General features: G+C 60.5%; 12 protein-coding genes. 2 read left to right on the plus strand and 10 right to left on the minus strand.

Annotated features, from left to right (window positions below):
- Positions 1-169 precede the first annotated feature (169 nt).
- Positions 170-676: an RNA polymerase sigma factor gene (locus sS8_RS00860; protein WP_119627990.1), complete on the minus strand. Its 507-nt coding sequence runs from the start codon at positions 674-676 to the stop codon at positions 170-172.
- A gap of 808 nt (positions 677-1,484) precedes the next feature.
- Between sS8_RS00860 and sS8_RS00865 the strand changes: the two genes are divergently transcribed.
- Positions 1,485-1,892, plus strand: coding sequence for a c-type cytochrome (locus sS8_RS00865; RefSeq protein WP_119632556.1), 408 nt, complete (start codon positions 1,485-1,487; stop codon positions 1,890-1,892).
- A gap of 53 nt (positions 1,893-1,945) precedes the next feature.
- Here the strand turns inward: sS8_RS00865 and sS8_RS00870 are convergent, their stop codons facing one another.
- From sS8_RS00870 to sS8_RS00910, 9 genes are all read right to left on the minus strand, one after another.
- Positions 1,946-3,175, minus strand: coding sequence for a sialidase family protein (locus sS8_RS00870; protein WP_119627991.1), 1,230 nt, complete (start codon positions 3,173-3,175; stop codon positions 1,946-1,948).
- Between the two features lie 649 nt (positions 3,176-3,824).
- Positions 3,825-5,039: a PepSY-associated TM helix domain-containing protein gene (locus sS8_RS00875; protein ID WP_119627992.1), complete on the minus strand. Its 1,215-nt coding sequence runs from the start codon at positions 5,037-5,039 to the stop codon at positions 3,825-3,827.
- Between the two features lie 228 nt (positions 5,040-5,267).
- Positions 5,268-7,691, minus strand: coding sequence for a TonB-dependent siderophore receptor (locus sS8_RS00880; RefSeq protein ID WP_145986359.1), 2,424 nt, complete (start codon positions 7,689-7,691; stop codon positions 5,268-5,270).
- Positions 7,692-8,458: 767 nt separating this feature from the next.
- Positions 8,459-9,499: a FecR family protein gene (locus sS8_RS00885; protein ID WP_119627994.1), complete on the minus strand. Its 1,041-nt coding sequence runs from the start codon at positions 9,497-9,499 to the stop codon at positions 8,459-8,461.
- Between the two features lie 69 nt (positions 9,500-9,568).
- The gene (locus tag sS8_RS00890; RefSeq protein ID WP_119627995.1) at positions 9,569-10,093 is read right to left on the minus strand and encodes an RNA polymerase sigma factor; all 525 of its coding nucleotides are present in this window, start codon (positions 10,091-10,093) and stop codon (positions 9,569-9,571) included.
- Between the two features lie 142 nt (positions 10,094-10,235).
- A complete protein-coding gene (locus sS8_RS00895; RefSeq protein ID WP_119627996.1) occupies positions 10,236-11,462 on the minus strand; it encodes a PepSY-associated TM helix domain-containing protein in 1,227 nt (408 codons plus the stop codon).
- Between the two features lie 570 nt (positions 11,463-12,032).
- On the minus strand, positions 12,033-14,480 hold the full coding sequence (locus tag sS8_RS00900) for a TonB-dependent receptor domain-containing protein (RefSeq protein ID WP_119627997.1): 2,448 nt from the start codon (positions 14,478-14,480) through the stop codon (positions 12,033-12,035).
- A gap of 226 nt (positions 14,481-14,706) precedes the next feature.
- Complete coding sequence (locus sS8_RS00905) at positions 14,707-15,720, minus strand: FecR family protein (protein WP_119627998.1); 1,014 nt, start codon at positions 15,718-15,720, stop codon at positions 14,707-14,709.
- A gap of 139 nt (positions 15,721-15,859) precedes the next feature.
- A complete protein-coding gene (locus tag sS8_RS00910) occupies positions 15,860-16,384 on the minus strand; it encodes an RNA polymerase sigma factor (RefSeq protein WP_119627999.1) in 525 nt (174 codons plus the stop codon).
- 1,095 nt (positions 16,385-17,479) lie between these two features.
- Between sS8_RS00910 and sS8_RS00920 the strand changes: the two genes are divergently transcribed.
- A complete protein-coding gene (locus sS8_RS00920; RefSeq protein WP_119628001.1) occupies positions 17,480-17,833 on the plus strand; it encodes a hypothetical protein in 354 nt (117 codons plus the stop codon).
- Positions 17,834-17,908: the final 75 nt, after the last annotated feature.

Raw genomic sequence — 17,908 nt, forward strand, 5'->3', positions numbered from 1 at the left:
TCTGTCCTGAGCTAAGAGCTTATCCCAATAGGCTTAAGAAACCGTTCGACAAGCCTGTCCTGAGCTCAGTCGAAGGGCTCTGGGCGAACGACCTATTGGGATAGGCTCTAAATCGAAGGACTCAGGACAGTCCTGTCGAAGGGTTTCTCGAACCAACTGGGATAAGCTCTCAGTCCGGATCGACCCGTTGCGTGCAGTGCAGCAAGGCTTTCGCCAAATGCCGGCCGACCATGCTCTTGGAAATGTTCAGCCTGGCGGCGATCTGAGAATAGCTTAATCCTTCGATGCTATGGAGCAGAAAGACCGATCGGCACGGCTCCGGCAGTTCGTCCAGCGCCTGCCGCAATTGGTCGAACCGCTGCTTGGCCATGGCGGTCTGTTCGGGACCCGGGTGAGGGCATGGGACGCAATCGGCAACGCTGTCTTCTTCCACTTCGGCATGAAAACGCCTTCTGAAAGAGGTTTTGCGCTGATGGTCGATGGCTAGATTCTCGGCGATGCGAAATGCCAGAGCACGAGGGTTGTCCGGAGGATTTTGCAGGGCGAACTTATGCAGCCGCAGAAAGGTTTCCTGAGCCAGGTCGGCGGCCGTTTCGCGGCAATTCAGCCGTAGGGTGAGAAACCTGAGCAGTTCTTGAAGCAGGGCATCGGGCCAAGACAAGGCGTTGGATTGCATGGGGCTTGTGTATATGGCGTCGAGAAAAGAACCTGGAATGGTTAAGGAAATCTTGATTCAGAGCCGTTCCAGGCCGTTGGCCGGGCCGTGACGTCGGCAAAGGATTGCCGACTCGTGGGTACCAGTTCCGCGGCGGCGTCGCGTTCCCTCGACCAAGCTCAGGACAGGCCCTTCGACCAGATCCGCCCGCCTCGCACGCCCAACGGCGCTTTCTAGGATAATTTCGGAAGGCAACGCTCTTGCCCTTCAAGTCTGCAGGGCAACGCCCATGCCATTTGGGCGACTCTTTTAATTCAATGACTTAATGTGGTGTTGCGGGCGCGGATACGGCATATGACGCATTCGACTACGTGCTGTCGCGCATCTATGCAAAAGGGGCGACAGCGGTTTGCACGGATGCGCCCGACGGCAGTAGCTGGAATCGCTTCTACGGCAAATCTCTTTCGCGAAGTGCGAGCTCCCCAAAACGCTCCTATCCCGAGCTAACGGAGAGTACGAGGTTTGCCGCCCCGATCGGAACTGAGTGTATTCCCGCATAAGTGGGTGACAGCCCTCAATTCACACCTTCACGCTGGGGCGGCAAAGCCTTGAAAGCCCTGTCCTGCAAGGCTTTTAAAGATTGGCATCAAACTTGTTTATATAATTGACGCATAACCTCAACTTTGCAATGTTGGCGGATGTTAGCGCGATTGCCGGAATTCCCCGGGCTTCGCTCTCCCATCCGCCGTTTTTTTGTAGGGCTTGGGTTCGAGTTCGTATCGACGGTCTGCGAACCAAAGCAATTCCAAAAACAACCGAAGGAGAAAATATGCGAAACAAGGTTTGGCAATCTGGTGTCAAGTTGCTGACTGCGGCCGCTGCGCTTGGGCTTGCCGCTTCGTTCTGTTCGACCGCTCAGGCCGAGGCGCCTTACAAGGTCGAAGGCAACGCGGTCGACCAGGCGACGTTCAAAGGGTGGAAACTGTACAAGCGGCAGCGCTGCGAAACCTGCCATGGACCGACGGCGGAAGGCGGCGCGGCATTTCCGAACCTTCTGACCGGCTTGAAGAACATGAGCGAGGAAGATTTCAAGGCGACCGTGCTCAACGGGCGCAACAATATGCCGGCCTTCAACGGAAACAAGGCGGTGGTCGACGGAATCGACGGTTTGTATGCCTATTTGAAAGGCCGTTCGGACGGGGCCATCCCGGCGGGCGAACTCAAGGAATTGCCCTAGACCGATCTAGACCCACGGCGGGTTCGTCGGCAAAGGATTGCCGACGAATGGAGTCATCGCTTCGCGACCTGGACGTCTTCGGCTTCGGCTGCGACGGCGGCCGTCGGTGTTTCCACAAGCCTCACCCGTTGCCGGGCGGCATCGGTCCAGGCGACGTAAATCTCGCCCCCCGCTTGTGCCAGGCTGAGATGGCGGCTGGGCCAGCGCGGGAATCCACCCCTGTGCAGGCTGGTGCGACCGAGTACCGTGCCGTCTGGACGCACCCTGGCTATTCGCAATTCCTCATCGGGACCGGAGCGTCCCCGCCAGGCCACGATAGCCGAACCGTCCTCCAGCAGCTGTGCATCCACATAACCGTTGGCGTCCGTGCCGAGCTCGACGGGTTTGTCGAAATGCGCGCCCTGGTCGGCGGAAAATGCTGCCTTCACCCGGCCGACGCCATCGGCGGCGGTGAACCAGGCAACCACCGTTTGCGCACCTTTCGAAGCCACGACAGGTCCGTTGCTGGGACAGCCCTCGATGACCCATCCGTCGGCATGGACGACGCCGCTCGAACGGATGCCTTCCGAGTTCCAGCGCGTGACAGCGATGTCGCGGACCTCTCCGGCGAGATGGTCGCGGTAAGTCGTCAAGAGCGTATTGCCGTTGGCTGCCGTGTGGGTTTCGCAGCAGGAACAGACGTCTGGATCCAGCGTCTTCTCCGCGCTTGCGCGCCCATCGGCGCCGATCAGGGTCGCCATGAGACGGTAGACACCCGGCTGCCGCCGGTCGGTCCAGACCAGCGCGAAGCCGCCGTTCTCCAGCGGGGCGGCGGACATCTGTGCATCGTAGATGCGCGCGACGGCGGGGTAGGGACGTTGCGGCTTGCTCCAGTGGCGTCCGCCGTCCCTGGACGTCGAGACATGAATGTCGGCGGCATAGCGGTCTTTGGCCCGCTCCGGGTGAATCATCCAGGCCGCGGCCAGCGTGCCGTCCTTTAATCCGATCACGAACGGCGGCGCGGCGAACTTGTCGCGGCTGTCTACCACCGTTCGCGGCTCGGACCAGGCTCCGCGCTCACGAACCGCGAAACGGAAGCGGTTCGACGGTTTTTTGCCTTCCACCCAGCTCAGCAAGAGCCGTCCCCGGTCGAGCTCGGTCAAATGATGCTGACGACTGCCCTCGGCGGCGGGGATATCGATTTCCCGCACATGGGCCTCCGATGCACTCGCGGGAGTCACGGCAAGCCAGGCAAGCAGCAGCACGGCAAAGAAATGTGAAATTGATGAGTGTGTCGTCGTCATGAGACCTCTTGGGGCGCGAATCGAGCCGATAAGCCACTGCTTGAGGAACGAAGCCGCCCTTGCTTTTTATCCCGGCTCGGCCCGAATGCCGAGACGCAAAAACTATTCGACGTGTCCGGCATCGCTTTCTTTCCCGATGAGGAAAAAGAGACTCGACCAAAGCTGTGGCGACCGCTCGGAATCGAATGCGATAGCAGGATGTGGTCGCGGTCAGCCCGTCGATGAAAAGCCGACGGCGTTTCGGAGAGGCCAACCGCAAGTCAGCAGTAACAAGAGTTCAATCCTCGTGCCATAAATCCGGTCCTCGGAATATCAATGGTTTATGTAGAATCCGGATTTTCGGACCGGCTGGCGCTAATGCATATCCCGCACCTCACCGGGTTAAATCCCGCATCGGCTATGCGACAAAATGCCTCATTGGATCAATGGTTTAGGTAGGGTAGGATAGTGCCATCTCGTAGCAATCAAGGGTTCTCCTCCGGGACCTGACCGTACGAGTGCGTGAGATCTCCTCATTCGATCGGGATGCCGTTCATTCGGCATCCCGTTTTTTTTGCCCCGCGCAATCCTTGTGCGGAGGTGTTGTGGCCACGGCCGCGAATTCCGGAGATTCGTGCCGGATCCGGGATTTCCGTACTCGAATCCGATTTCACTCTATCGGGGCCGCTTTTGAAGCGGCTTTCGCGATCCGCCCTTCGAGCCGTCGCGTGGCTTTTCGCTTCTGCAGCCAGCGGCTGAGGCCGGTCAGGTAAAGCACCAGGGGCAGAAAACCCGCGATGCACACCAGAATGCGTCCAGCCAGGCCCAAGGCCTCGCCGTTGTGCAGCGGCCACATCAGGTTCAAAAAGGTTTCGCCCGCCGTGAATCTGTTCGGGTCTCGCACGGCGAGGACCTCGCCGCTGAACTGGTCCACCCAAACGGTCGTGGTGGTGAAGAAGAGGCTGGCTTCTCCGGGCTGACGCATTTGGATGGCATGGAATCCCTCCGGGCCGCCCGGCGTTTTGACGAAGCGGACTCGGGCATCCGGAAAAATCGATCCGGCAACCGCCGCGGCGTGTTCGAGGGTGATCGGTGCGACATCCGCCACAGGGACGGATTTCAGACCCTCGGGCGGAGCCGGCGCCGGGCTGAAGTTGCCGTAAATCGGCGATACCAGCGCGACCGCCGATCGGACGTAGTCGCGAAAAACCAGGCAAGTCCCCGAGAAGGCGATCGTGAACAAGACCGCCAACCCGTAGATCCCGAACAGCTTGTGGATGTCGAAGATCGATCGCTCCACACCGGCGCCGCGCTTGAAGGCCAATGCCGCGCGCCAGTTGTTGCCTCGCGGCCACCAGAGATAGACGCCGGTGGCCAGGGTAATCATCAAGACCAGTCCGAAAACGCCGGCCAGTTTGAAACCGGCGGACCCCAGGAAAAAGGTCGAATGGAGGTCATAGATCCAGGTGATGAGAAAGCTGAAATCGGAATAAATGCGGTTCGCGACGATGTCCGCCGTGTAGGGATTGACCGAAACGAAGAGGATCTCGGAGGAACCGTCCGCTTTCTTTCCCATCTGGCGAGCCAGGATCATGCCGGCCTCGTGGCGCGGCATTTCGAGCGACCAGATGCCGTTCCGCTCCGGATGCGCCGCGCGCAGCGCCGCCAGGATCTCGTCCAGGGATTTTCGAGTGTCTCCCGGTTCGGCCACGATCAGTTCGGGATTCAGCCATTCGTCGATATCCCATCGGAACACGTTTACGGCTCCGGTAAGCCCCATCAGCACCCAGACCGCACCCACCGACAGCCCCAGCCATAGATGGACCTTGAGCCATATCGGGCGCAGCCTGAATCGGGCGATACGGTTGTCAGGTCGGTCGGACATTCGGGTCTCCTGTCGTAAATACGGATAGAGCTGTTGTCGGATGGATTCTTAGCGTGCGGGAGCGGGCTTTAGCGCTCAGGTCGTTCGATCGCGGGTTCGAGCATTTTCCGGTTTGGCGCTGCACCCAAAGTAGGTCGGCAAGCCTTTGCCGACGCACGCCGTCCGTGAGGGGCTCTGTCTGCAACGACCTACATCTGATCGTCCGATCGCGGCGTTTCCCGAGTGTCGTCAGTATTCCAGCCGAATCGAACCGAGCACCGTCAAGGGCTCGGCGACGGTGATCCTTCCCCTGGGATTGCCGTCGATGATGTCGGTGGACTTGTAATACGCCTTGTCCAGGATATTGTTGACATTGACCTGGGCTGTCATCCGCGTGGGACCGACTCTGAAGCGATAGGCCGCCATGGCGTCCCAGCGGACGTAGCCCGGCAGTTGGAAGGTGTTTTCGTTGTCGCCTTCGCGCTGGCCGGCCACGTAGACGCCGGTGCCCACACTGAAGCCGTCCAGGGCCGTGCCGAAAAAATCGTATTTGGCCCACAGGCTGCCGGAGTTCTCCGGGACGTTGGGCAGTCGGTTGCCTTCGTTGCCGCCGTTGTCCTTGAGGATCCTGCCGTCGATGTAGGCATAGGTCGCGATGAGACTCAGGCTGTCGGTAAGCTGGCCTTTCAGGTCGAATTCGATGCCCTGGCTGCGCGCCTTGCCCACCGTGACTTGGTCGTTGGGATCGGGCGTCGAGATGTCGGCGGTCTGCATGTTGAGCTTTTCGATATGAAAGTACGCCAGGCTTCCGGTCAGTCTGCCATCGAGTAACTCGGTTTTGACGCCGGCTTCGAACTGTTCGGCGGTTTCCGGTTTCAGGGGCTCGCCGGAGGCGGAGCGTCCGGGATTGTCCGCGCCCAATGACTCCACGTAGTTTCCGTAAACCGATAGCCAAGGCCACGGCTGGTAAAGAATGCCTACCCGCGGCTGGAAACGTTCCGTTTCGAGTACCGTCTGGTCGATGGCCGCCATGGAAACGCCGGAAAAGCCGCTCTTGCTGCGCACCCAGTCGTGGCGTCCACCGCCCAGGATGTGAAGCTTGTCCCAGAGCGTAATCTGGTCCTGGAAATAAAGGCCGAACCATTCGGTCGTCGCCGTATAGAAATTGGTCGGCGCATGATCCCGAAAGACCCGGTGCCGGTTCAGGTCCACGGTGCCGTAAACCGGATTGTAAATGTCGATGTCCGAGACTGGTCTGAACGAACCGACGGATTCCTGGTGGTATTCGTACCAGTCGGCGCCGACCAGCACCGTGTGACGGGCCCCGAAAGTCTCGAAATGGCCGGTGAGATCGATGTATGAACCGAATTGGTGGCGCTCGTAATCGGTAAAGTTGGCAAAGCGCCCCATGCTTCGATTGTCCAGACGCAGGAACGGATGGACCACCGTTTCCAGGAAATAGTCCTGCAGGTGCGCGACGAAGCCGTTGCGTATGAGCCAATCCTTGTTGAAGCGGTGCGACCAGTTGAAATCGACCAGATAGTCGTCGGTATGCGTATCGGTTCCGGGCTCCGCCAGGTAGCGGCTGATCGGCACCTCAGCCGGGCGCTTGCCCACGGCCGGAACGCCGTGATCCAGCATGAAATACGTGTTCTTGTACTCGAAATTCAGATTGAATTCGGTGTCCTCGGAGAGCCGCCAGGTCAGCGACGGTGCCACGAATATACGGTCTGTGAAGACGAAATCTCGGAACGAGTCGGCGTTCGTGTAGCCGAGATTGAACCGATAGAGCAGCGCATCGTTCCCGGCGATCGGACCGGTGGCGTCGACGGTGGTGCGGTACAGATCGTAGGAACCGAACTGCTGCTGCAGCGAATAATAGGACTCGCTCAATGGCTTCTTGGTGACGATGTTGACGATGCCGCCGGGATCGACCCGCCCGTAGAGCATGGCGGCCGGCCCCTTGAGAATGTCGATGCTGTCCACGTTGGCGGTCTCGGCGGCATACCCGGTCATGCGAAAGCCGTTCCGATAGACGCTGGACTGGCGTGTCGGAAAGCCCCGGATGATGAAGCTGTCGTACAGGCTGCCGTAGCCCCAGTCGCGCTGCACGCCGCTGACGTTCTTGACCGCGTCTTCCACCGTGATGACCTGCTGATCGTCCATTATGGCCCTGGAAACGACCTGCACCGACATCGGTGTCTCCATGATCGGCGTATCGGTCTTGGTGGCGGTGGAGCTGCGGGTTACGGCATAGCTTTGGCCGTCCTCCTCGATCACCGCCTCGCCTTTTACCATGATCGGAGACAGTTGCACTTCCTGGCCATCGACCGCGGGCCTTTCGGCGCGGGCAAGGGTGACCGTGCCGCTGGGCGTAACGCTGTAGCTCAGCGGCGTGCCGGCCAACAGCCGGTCCAGCGCTATTTCGGGCGGGTACTCTCCTTTGAGTCCTCCTGTTTTCAAGCCTTCCGTCATTTCGCTGCCGTACAGAAGCTGCCGGCCGCTCTGTTTGCCGAATGCGAGCAAGGCGCTGTTCAGAGGCTGCGGAGGAATGTCGAAACGGGTGTTTTCCGCGGCACCGGCGGTGAAGGCGGACAGCAAGGGCAGACCGAACGCCAGCGTGCGGCAATGCCGGCGGGACCGATCTTTCTGGATTCGTGAAGGCTGGGACATGCGGCTTTTCTCCTGATCTTCTTGTTTTTCGGCGGGCAAAATAGTTCGCCCACGAGAGCTATGACGGAGTCGGAGAAAAAAACCACATGGCGTAATCGCCGGCGGATTTTACGCTGGGTCCCGAACTCCTGTTCGGGACCGATGCCGAGAAGCTCCGGCTTCCCGATTCGGAAGCCGGGGGCGTCGGCAAGGGATTGCCGACCTACAACCGTGCACCCTGTAGGTTGGGAATCCTTTCCCGACGTCACGGCCTGATCGAGCGTCTGTGTCGGCAAGGGATTGCCGACCTTATAACCGTGCACCCTGTAGGTCGGGAATCCTTTCCCGACGTCATGCTCCGGCCGAGCGCCTTCGTCGGCAAGGGATGGCCGACCTACAACCGTGCACCCTGTAGGTTGGGAATCCTTTCCCGACGTCATGCTCCGGCCGAGCGCCTTCGTCGGCAAGGGATGGCCGACCTACAACCGTGCACCCTGTAGGTTGGGAATCCTTTCCCGACGTCACGGCCTGATCGAGCGTCTGTGTCGGCAAGGGATGGCCGACAACTTCTAAGGCTCACTCGCGCCGCGTGGAACCGTCGCAAGCGGAACATCTGATGGCGTCCCGTGAACGCGCCGGGTGGGATGGCCGCGCGGGGCTGACGATATCGAATCCAGTTCAACGGCCTTGCCGTAGCCCGTTTGTAGAACAGCGAAATACGCGGGTCGCGGCTTCCCTCATCCCGGATCTCGTTTCACTTCATCCGGGGCTACGGGCTCGCAGCGTGTTTACCGCAGAATCACCCAGTAGTCCGTCAGGCGGGTGACGCGCAGCGGTGTGGTTTCGGCAACGGCGGCGATCACCTTGTCGGTATCGGCGAGACGGAAAAGCCCGCTCAAGCGCCGGTCGGCGAACGATTCGTCGAGCAGCGTCACCCGTCCCTTCCGGTAGCGGTTGAGCGTGGCGACCACCTCGGCCAGCGGGGTTTGATCGAAGACTAGATAGCCTTCGCGCCACGCGGCGGAGCGATCGACTCCGCCTTTCCGCGGGACGATCCGGCCGTCCGCCTCGAGGCTGGCGGCTTGACCGGCTTTCAGCGAGATGCGCTGGCGGAACGTACTGGCCTCGACCACGCCCTCCAGCATTGCGACTTCGGTCTTTTCTTCCGACTGCCGGACGGTGAAGGCCGTGCCCACGGCCTTGACTTCGCCCTGGCGGCTGGCGGCGACGAACGGACGCGCCGGGTCCCTGGCTACCTGGAAAAACGCTTCGCCCCGAAGCACCTTGATCCGCCGCGTCGACTGTTCGAAACGAACCGCGACGGCGCTGTCGGAATTCAAACTGGCGCGGGAACCGTCGGGCAGCAGAAAATCCTGAATTTCGCCCTTGCCGGTTCGGTAATCCGCTTCGAGCGCGAGCATGGGATCGAGAAAGATCAGGCTCGCGATCAGAACGGAAAGGCAGGCGAATGTCCAGCCGAGGCGTACCGAGAGGCGCGGAAAGCCGGTGCCGCGCGAGCGGCTTCGGGTAGGATCGGTTTCGGATCGCGATCGTCGCGGCCTCGCCGTCGTTTCCGCGGGACTTGCGCGAGCCGTTTCCATGGGCAGGGGAGACGATCCGGGCAGCGACCGGCCTCGCAGCGGTTCCAGCCCTTCCCAGAGCGCGAGCGCATTGTGCCAGGCCGTCTCGTGTTCCGAGCTCTGCGTGCGCCAGCGCTCGAGTCGCCGTGTCTCGGCCGCTGTCGGCGTGCGCGTTTTCAGAACGATCAGCCAGTCGAGCGCTTCGCTTGCCAAACGGTCAGGGTCGCGGGAGGGTAGGGATTCGGGCATAAAGCGGCCGTTGTCTTAGGAGGCTCGTGAAGATAGACGAGCCGCTGCCAAAAAACCACACGCCACGAGCTAATCTTCGTGTACGCGGCGATTCAGATGCAGCAGCGTGCGCTTGAGATGTTCTTCCACCGTGCGCAGGGAAACGCCGAGCCGCTCCGCGATTTCCCGCTGTTTCAAGCCTTCGAATCGGCTCAGATAAAAAATGCGTTGGCTGAGCGGCGGAAGTTCCTGCAGCGCCGCCGTCGCCCGGTCGAGCTGCTCCGAGGCGAGGGTCGCGGTTTCCCCGGTCCGTTCCTCGACTGGAAGAGATGCCGAATCGTCTTCGTCCGTGTCGTTCAACTCGGCGAAGAGGCCAAATCGGGTCTTGCCGCTCCGATGGTAGTCCGTAATCAGATTCAGGGCGGTCCTGAACAAATAAGCGCGCGGATTGCCGATGCGGCTCAGGTCGCCGCTTCGCCAGAGCCGCAAGAAGGATTCCTGGCAAAGGTCGGCCGCGGTTTGGGCGCAACCCAGCCGGCCGAACAAGAAGGCCAGGAGGTCCTTGCGGCAATCCCGGAAAAGCTGGGCAAGCAATTGATGGTCGGTCGACGGCATAAGTTTCGAGCACTTTGGACATATCGGTAAAGCAGTCCTTATGCCAAATCATGTAAGCGAATGATTATAAAAGGCCGATCCGGCCGGTTCGGCGGTTTTGCCGTCAACGGCTGCGGCAAATCACACAGTGCTCTTGCGGCGGTCAGGATTCATGTGCTCGGGGCTGATGGCGAAGCCGCCGGTTTGCTACGCCTGTCATGCGCTGTGCCGCTTTCCGTTTTTGCAGCCAGCGGATGACGCCGGTGACGACGATCACCGGGCAGGCCAGGCCGGTCAGGAACACCAGGATGCGCCCCGCCATGCCGATGGCCTGGCCGGAATGCAGGGGCCATTGCCAATGAGTGAAGACTTCGCCGGCGGTGCCGATCGCGGGATCGTCGATATCGAGATATTCCCCCGTATAACGATCCATCACCACGCACACCCGTTGCAGCCAGCTTCCCGGCCGGTCGACGTCGTCCTTGCAAACGGTGTACGTGTCGGTCGGGTCGGGCGCGCCGTAGATCCAGTGCGCCCGTCCGTGAGGGTAACGCCGGTCGGCCAGGACGATGGCCTCGGCCATGCTGATGGGCTCCCGGTCGGGGATGGGCTTGGATTCGAACCAGTAGCGGTAGGTCACCGGGGAAAACAGTTCCAGCACGGGCACCACATTGTGAGGCAGCACCATGTAAACGCCGGAAAACAGCACCGGTATCATGACGAGTGTGGTGTAGAAACCGGCGGTCTTGTGCAGGTCGAAGTTGAAGCGCTCGGGGCTGGATTTGCGCTTGATGGTCAGTGCCTGCAGCCAGCGCCCGGTCAACGGCCACCACACGATGAGTCCGGTCAGCACCGAAATGATGAGGAGCATGCCGGAGACTCCGACGACGACGGGACTGACACCTTTGGGCAGCATCAACGCATAGTGCAGCTTGAACACGAAACCTATGAAAGTGTTCGGCAACCAACTCTCGGAATCTCCCATCAAGCGCTTGCCGGTGACCCCTGCCGTGTACGGGTCGACATGGACCTGCCAGTCCTCCACGGTCCCATCCGGTTTCTCCAGCGAATAGCTCTGAATGAATGCCGCCTCGTCGTTGCGAGGGTAGGTGGCGAAGGCGAGTTTGGCTTCCTCCGGCATGGCCGCCCGCCCGGCCTCGAAAATCTCCGCCAGCGGGCGGTAAACGGCGCCTTGTTCCGGCGGCTTCACGGTTCGCATTTCGGAGTTCAGCCAATCGTTGATTTCGGCGTGAAACACCAGGATGCTGCCGGTGACGCCGTAGATCGCCAGAAGCAGACCGAGAATCAAACCAAGCCACAAATGGACTTGCAGCCACAGCTTGCGGCGGGTTTTCAAATCGGCAAGGTATCTGAAATTCTGGAGAGACATGGTCGAATTCCGAGTCGTAGTTGCAAATTGTGGGAACGAGGGGGATGTCGTCGGCTTATGCCTTTCGTAAGGACTCATGTATTTAAGACGAACGGCAGGAAGAAAACCCCACCCGCATCCGGCTGGTTTGGCTATCGAGTTCGCGCATTTCGAACGCCGGGAACGGCTGTCGCCTTGTCCATGCCTCACCACACCCTACGGAACATCGGTTGTAGGCTGTGGTGAGCGAAGGGAACCGCATCATTCGCGGACGCGACCGGTGCGGTTCGTGCCTCACCACACCCTACGGAATGCCGGTTGTAGGCTGTGGTGAGCGAAGGGAACCGCATCATTCGCGGACGCGACCGGTGCGGTTCGTGCCTCACCACACCCTACGGAATGCCGGTTGTAGGCTGTGGTGACCGGAGGGAACCGCATCATTCGCGGGCGCGATCGGTGCGGTTCGTGCCTCACCGCACCCTACGGAACATCGGTTGTAGGCTGTGGTGAGCGAAGGGAACCGCATCATTCGCGGACGCGACCGGTGCGGTTCGTGCCTCACCGCACCCTACGGAATGCCGGTTGTAGGATTCAGTACCGGTACTCGAATCCCCCGAACACCATGCGGGTGGCGCCGGGATTGAATTGCGCCACGTCCTGTCCTCCCGCGTCGCCGGTAACGAAGACCGAGGCGGCGTAGCGCTCGTTGGTGAGATTGCGGCCGTCCACGAACACCTTCCAGTGCTTGCCGTCGTCCCAGCCGACGCGGGCACCCAAGAGGGCGTAGGCGTCGGCTGCCAGGGTGTTGGTGAAATCCACCCAGTTGGAACTGACCGCCGTGAGGTTCGGTCCGATGTAAAAACCGGCGGGATGCTGGTAGAGCGCCTCGAAGCGGGCATTGTGCTCCGGTATGCCGGGCAGTCGGTTGTCTTTCAGCACCGGATCGTCGTCGAAGTGGAAGTTACTCCAGGTGTAGCTGCCGCGCAGGCGGATGTGGTCGTCGGACGCCATCAGGCCCAGGGGCACGACACCTTCCAGCCCGAGTTCGATGCCGGTGTGCTGGGTGTTGCCGGCGTTGGTGGTTGTAAACGAGGTCGGGTTCTGCGGATTGGGAACGACCAGGATTTCGTTGTTCAGCCAGGCATGATAGAAAGCGAAGTCCCACTTGAATCGTTCGTTTCCGCCGCGCGTGCCGATTTCGATCGTGGAAGCCGTCTGACTGACACGCCTGGGCCTCAGGAAAATATCGGACAGGTTTCCGAGAGGCGGCGGCTCGGCGCTGCGGCTCAGGTTTCCATAGACTTGCATCTCCGGCAGGGGCTGCCAGGTGAAGCCCAGCTTGGGATTGAAATTGAAGAAATCCTGATCCGCCTGCTCCGGCTGTCCCTCGGATAAAGCGCCAAAGCGGTGTTCATAAGCGGCCTTGCGGTAGTTTATCTGCCCGCCCAGCACCAAGGTGAAGGCATCGGTCAGCGCTAACTGATCCTCGACATAGGCTTCCACGTTGTTCCATTCGTCGCGCTCGTTGAAGCGTAAAGACCCTCGCTTGCCGTTTACGACGTTGAAATCACGGTCGTTGATCCATTGCCACTGCGCGAGCCCGCCCCAAATGACGCGGTTTTTCAGGCCGAACAAGTGTCCGTTGATCTGATGACGCCAGGAGAGTCCCGCGTCTTGCCACGAATCGCGGAAGAAGCCGAAGTTACTGAAGGAGAACGAAAAATCCTTGCTGAAATAATAAGCGCCGATATCGAGGCGGTCGCCATCGTTCAACAACATGGTGTGGCGCAAGTCGACCCGATAGGCCGGAAAACCGGTCGGAGGGACGCCCGTGCTCGAGTTCCGATGGGCATCTTTTTTCAGCTGTTTCTTGGTGATCGCGGAAACACCCTCGTAATCGAAATCCTGCAGGTCCACATGCAGGCGGGTTTCGTGGCGATCGTTCCAGCGATACCCGAGATTGCCGTAGCCGTAGAATAGCTCTTGCTCGTTATGCTTGCGGTTGCCGTTGAACTCGATGTAGGAAAACGAGCCGAAGGCATCCCAGCCGTTGCCCAGCACGCCGCCACCGCTGACCTGGGGTTTGACGTAGCCGTTCGTGCCCAGGGTCATGCCGACCCTCAGCGGATCCGAGGTATAGCCGGTCGGGGTCACGAAATTGAGGGCGCCCCCCAGGTTGCTCGCCCCGTATTCCAGGGCGGTTGCACCTCGATATACTTCGATGTGGTGGATGGCGTCCAAATTGATCGTTTCGATATCCGTGGAGCCGTTGGCGTTGGTGAACGGAAGCCCGTCGCGAAGAATCTTCACGCCGCGGATCGGCGAAATGAGCGAATTGACATCGGAACCCCGAATGGAGAGACGCGAGCCGCCCGCAACGCCGGTCGTTCGGTCGCCGACGTATACGCCCGGCGTATAAGCGAGCGCGTCGTTCACGGTGACGGCCGCACCCTCCTTGATCCGTTCCCCCTCGATCAGCGTCGTCCCTCCCGGCACACGTTCCAGTTTTTCCTGTGATTCCTCGATAGACGGGGTGGTGAGGCTCTGCGGTTCGGCTTGGTCGATCACCGAGACGATGGACAGTTCCACCGATTCGTCGCCGTTGCTCCGAGGCTGCGGCACAGCTTTCGGTTTTGCGACGGGCCGGGCGAGGCGTTCGAGGGTGACGGTGCCGGGCGCGATGAAGCGATAGCCGAAGCCGGTACCGTCGAGCAGCTTGCGCAGGCCCTGTTCCGGGGTCAGGGTGCCCGACAAAGGGCTGGACCTCAGGCCGCGGACGAGGTCGGCATCGAAAATCAGCTTGATCTCGGACTGGTCGGCGAACTCCGTCAGTGCATCGCCGAGCGGCTGCGCGGCGATGGCGTAGTGCCGGGACTGGGGTGTTTCCTCGTCTGCCGCCACCGTCGGAGCGCCGGTGGCGCATAGCATCGCCAGCGCGATCCAAGTACGGGTGGTGAGGGAAGGGCATTTTCGGGATTTTGAGACCGCTATCGAAAGGTTGGTGTCTCTGCCGGGATGTCGATTGTTTTTGTTCTTCATGTTGTGCTCTTCGAATTTCGGAAAAGGGATGTTCCTTTTTCTGAAAACGTGCGAGCGGCGAAATCATGAACCGGCGCTGTAAGTTCTTTTTTTGTCAAACATCGGAATTGATGCGGTTCCCTTCGTTCACCGCATCCTGCCGTTCTCCCGGAGCAGGATGCGGTAGCGCGAGGAACCGCATCGTTCGAGGTGTCGAACCGGGACATCGAGAAGGAGATTGCGGAAATCAGCGATGCAGCAGAACCAGCCAGGGACTGACCCGGGTGGATCGGATGCCCAAGGCTTGCTCCACGGCCATAAGGATGGCGTCGGAATCGTCCAGGGAGAATACGCCGGAGACGCGCAGGTCGTTCAGGCGGCCGTCGGTGATGAGAATCTTGCCCGGCCGGTAACGCTCGAGTTCGGCGACCGCTTTCACCAGGGGCTGGTCCTTGAATATCAGCTTGCGCCGCTGCCAGGCGGTGGCCTGGCTCATATCGGCCTTCTCCGGCGAACTCAGGCCCCGCCCCGGGCTGTAGGTGACGCGCTGACCGGAAACCACCCGCACCGCAGTCGGTTCGCTGCCGGCCCGTTTATCCGCGAAGCCGACGCTGACGGTATGTTCCTGAACCGTCACCGATATGTCCCCGTCCGGTTTTTCGGCGACCGCGAACACCGTGCCCAAGGCGCGGATCACCGCCGGTCCGGCTTCCACCTCGAACGGACGGGCCGCGTCCGGCGCCACTGTGAATACCGCTTGTCCGTGGCGGAGATTAATGCGCCGTCGCGATTCATTCCAGTCGAGCGCGATGGCGGTATCGGTGTCGAGCAGTACGGTACTGCCGTCTTCCAGGCGTACCTGCTTTTGCTCTCCGGTGCCGGTGGCATAGTCGCTGAGCCAGAAATCGGCGAGATTCGGACCATGCAAACCCAAGGCGAGCAGGAGTGCAGCCGCCACGGCCCAGCGAACGGGGAGAAGCCGGCGGCGAGAGGCGGGCAGGGCCGGTGAAGGGCATTTCGCGGGCGGTTCTGCCAATGTCCGCGGCTTCGCTTCGGTATTGCCCGGATTTTCGCTCAGTACCCCGGTGATCGAAGTCCAGAGGCGCTCCGCTTCACGGAATGCGGCGGCGTGCTCCGGATTTTCAGCCAGCCACTCGGCGAACCGCCGGCGATCGTCTTCTCCGACCGCGCCGGAGCGCAGCAGTACCAGCCAGTCGATAGCCCTGTCGGAAAGCAGTTTGCGTTGGTCTCTTGGATTCACGGGCGATGCCTCAGGAGATGGGAGGAAGGCTTATGCCATCTTGTCAGACCGTTATTCCGGGAAGGCGTGATCGTGATCAAGTTATACCGTTTGGAATTCGAAGGGTGGCTCCGGTGCTTCCGATGATACCGTTCCTTGGTCAATCGATCTGATCCTCGAGCCGATCCCGACAATGTTTAAGTGCCTTGGCGATACGCTTCGCCACCATGCGCTCGGATACCCCCAGGCGTTCCGCGATCCGGGCGTAGCTGAGGCCGTCCGCGCCGCTCAGCAGCAAAGCGGTGCGCGAGTCCACCGGCAGTTCCGATAGCGCGGCTTTCAAGCGGTCCATGGTTTGCCCCAGATCGGCGGCCTGGTCTGGCGCCAAGCCGCTGCTCGGCGCGGATTCGACAGCGGCCGCTTCGTCGTCGTGGGCGGCTTCGTAACGGGATCGAACGGTCTGTTTGCGCAAATAGTCGACCACCAAGTTGGCGGCGATGCGAAAAGCCAGTGCGCGAGGATTATCGGCGGGTTTCCGGCGCTCGCTCTGGTGCAGGCGCAGATAGGTTTCCTGCGCCAAATCGGCGGCGGTTTCCGGGCAGCGGAGGCGGCGCAGCAGAAAGGCGAGAATTTCGTCGCGGCTATCCAGGAACGCGCTTTCGGTGCCGGAAGGTGGAGGGCTCATAACACGTCAATGAGAATCTGTGCCGGTAGGGGGCGGACTCAGCGCGGATCGTGCCTTGAGAATCGCGAGTATCGGGGTTTACCGGAAGTGGGCCGGAAATGCAGCGGGTATTTTGGACCGGTTTCCGCTCCGGACGATTGCACGATCGTTCGACATGGTCGCGGTCGGGCTCTCCATCAGGTGCCCACTGAATTTCGGAAAGGCCGACCGCTGGTACGCGTCAAAACTGAATCAAAGCGCGTGCCAAATTCGGTATCGTGGATCTTTCAATGGTTTACGCAAGTCCAAGCCGTTTTCTGCCGCGATCAATGCTGCATATGGCGCAGCGCGCTGTGTCATTAGCCTTACCTTGAGTGCGACAAAATGTCTCATTGAATCAAGAAGTTAAGATGTCTAAGCTGAGTTCGTCTCGTAGCCGCCCCGGGTTCGTCTCTTGAAGAACGGCGGAGGCGCGTGAGATCTCCTCGGTCTATCGGGATGCCCTTCATCGGGCATCCTTTTTTTTGCCTTGTGCCAGTCTCCGGAACCTCTGCGGGCAGCGCGTCGCTCAGGACGGCCAAATCCTTTGTCCTGGTCAATCTGCCCTTCACCGTGATGGCCTGCCGGTTTCTCCTCAGGTCCTATCGGCCGTCGGTGAATCATTGGGCAATCGTTACAGGCCTCGCCGCGTTTTGGCACGGACCGGTAACGGTTTCATCTAAATCCACCACATCGATGCCGTCTGTCATCATGGAGGCAGACGGTCCGGGCGGGAAAAACCGCCAAGCCGGGTGAAAACGCCTTCGGGCGCAATGCGGCCGGCAGTAGGTGTTCCGTCAAAACCCGCAGGTGCCTTAGGGTTTTGCCCCTCCCGGCTCATGCGGCCGGGCTTTCCGCTCAGGATCAGCCGCCGAAATTCTCCGCCGTCCTCCAGGGTTCCGGCGATCCGAAATATGTCCGGGCGGCAGGCAGTGCGGGGCTCGGGCGCAAACGGCCGTGTTCGAGCCAAGCCTTCTTGACGGCGGCGGTCCGGGTTGGCTCGATTCTTTCATTGCTTAACGCGCACAGTTTTTCATTAAACATTTTTCTTTATTTTTCCCAAGGAGGAATCCGATTATGTTGATGGGTGCGCTTGCTGTTTTTACTTTGGTCGCGGGCATGGGCTTGATGATGGTCCTGGACGTTTGGCGCGGCCGGCGCGTGGGGACGGCTTACTCAATGCTCCATGCCGCTGCCGCGCTCCTGGGTTCCGCTTTGGTGATCGCCGTTGCGCTGGACGGCGATACGCGGCTTTATGCCAATATCGGCATGGCGGTCGTCATCATTCTTTTAGGGGTTGCGATGGGTTTCGCCGTCAAGAAAGGGAAACGCGCGCCTAGACTGGTGTTGATGGCGCATGCGGCCCTGGCGGTCGCCTGCTACGGGCTGCTGGGTTTCTTCGCGTTAAATCCGGACGCGACCTTGATGTAATCAAGCCTCGAAGCAGGTGGACATCTTTGCTTGGCGAAGGCCTTCCTGTGTAATGCGAGGAATTCCATTCGGCAC

It is taken from the genome of Methylocaldum marinum, from assembly GCF_003584645.1.
Taxonomy (GTDB): domain Bacteria; phylum Pseudomonadota; class Gammaproteobacteria; order Methylococcales; family Methylococcaceae; genus Methylocaldum; species Methylocaldum marinum.

What these genes read in the sequence shown, in the direction of transcription:
- sS8_RS00865 (WP_119632556.1), top strand. Translation starts at nt 1,485, where the DNA reads ATGCGAAACAAGGTTTGGCAATCTGGTGTCAAGTTGCTGACTGCGGCC.
- sS8_RS00860 (WP_119627990.1), bottom strand. Translation starts at nt 676, where the DNA reads ATGCAATCCAACGCCTTGTCTTGGCCCGATGCCCTGCTTCAAGAACTG.
- sS8_RS00895 (WP_119627996.1), bottom strand. Translation starts at nt 11,462, where the DNA reads ATGTCTCTCCAGAATTTCAGATACCTTGCCGATTTGAAAACCCGCCGC.
- sS8_RS00910 (WP_119627999.1), bottom strand. Translation starts at nt 16,384, where the DNA reads ATGAGCCCTCCACCTTCCGGCACCGAAAGCGCGTTCCTGGATAGCCGC.
- sS8_RS00920 (WP_119628001.1), top strand. Translation starts at nt 17,480, where the DNA reads ATGTTGATGGGTGCGCTTGCTGTTTTTACTTTGGTCGCGGGCATGGGC.
- sS8_RS00885 (WP_119627994.1), bottom strand. Translation starts at nt 9,499, where the DNA reads ATGCCCGAATCCCTACCCTCCCGCGACCCTGACCGTTTGGCAAGCGAA.
- sS8_RS00900 (WP_119627997.1), bottom strand. Translation starts at nt 14,480, where the DNA reads ATGAAGAACAAAAACAATCGACATCCCGGCAGAGACACCAACCTTTCG.
- sS8_RS00870 (WP_119627991.1), bottom strand. Translation starts at nt 3,175, where the DNA reads ATGACGACGACACACTCATCAATTTCACATTTCTTTGCCGTGCTGCTG.
- sS8_RS00890 (WP_119627995.1), bottom strand. Translation starts at nt 10,093, where the DNA reads ATGCCGTCGACCGACCATCAATTGCTTGCCCAGCTTTTCCGGGATTGC.
- sS8_RS00880 (WP_145986359.1), bottom strand. Translation starts at nt 7,691, where the DNA reads ATGTCCCAGCCTTCACGAATCCAGAAAGATCGGTCCCGCCGGCATTGC.
- sS8_RS00875 (WP_119627992.1), bottom strand. Translation starts at nt 5,039, where the DNA reads ATGTCCGACCGACCTGACAACCGTATCGCCCGATTCAGGCTGCGCCCG.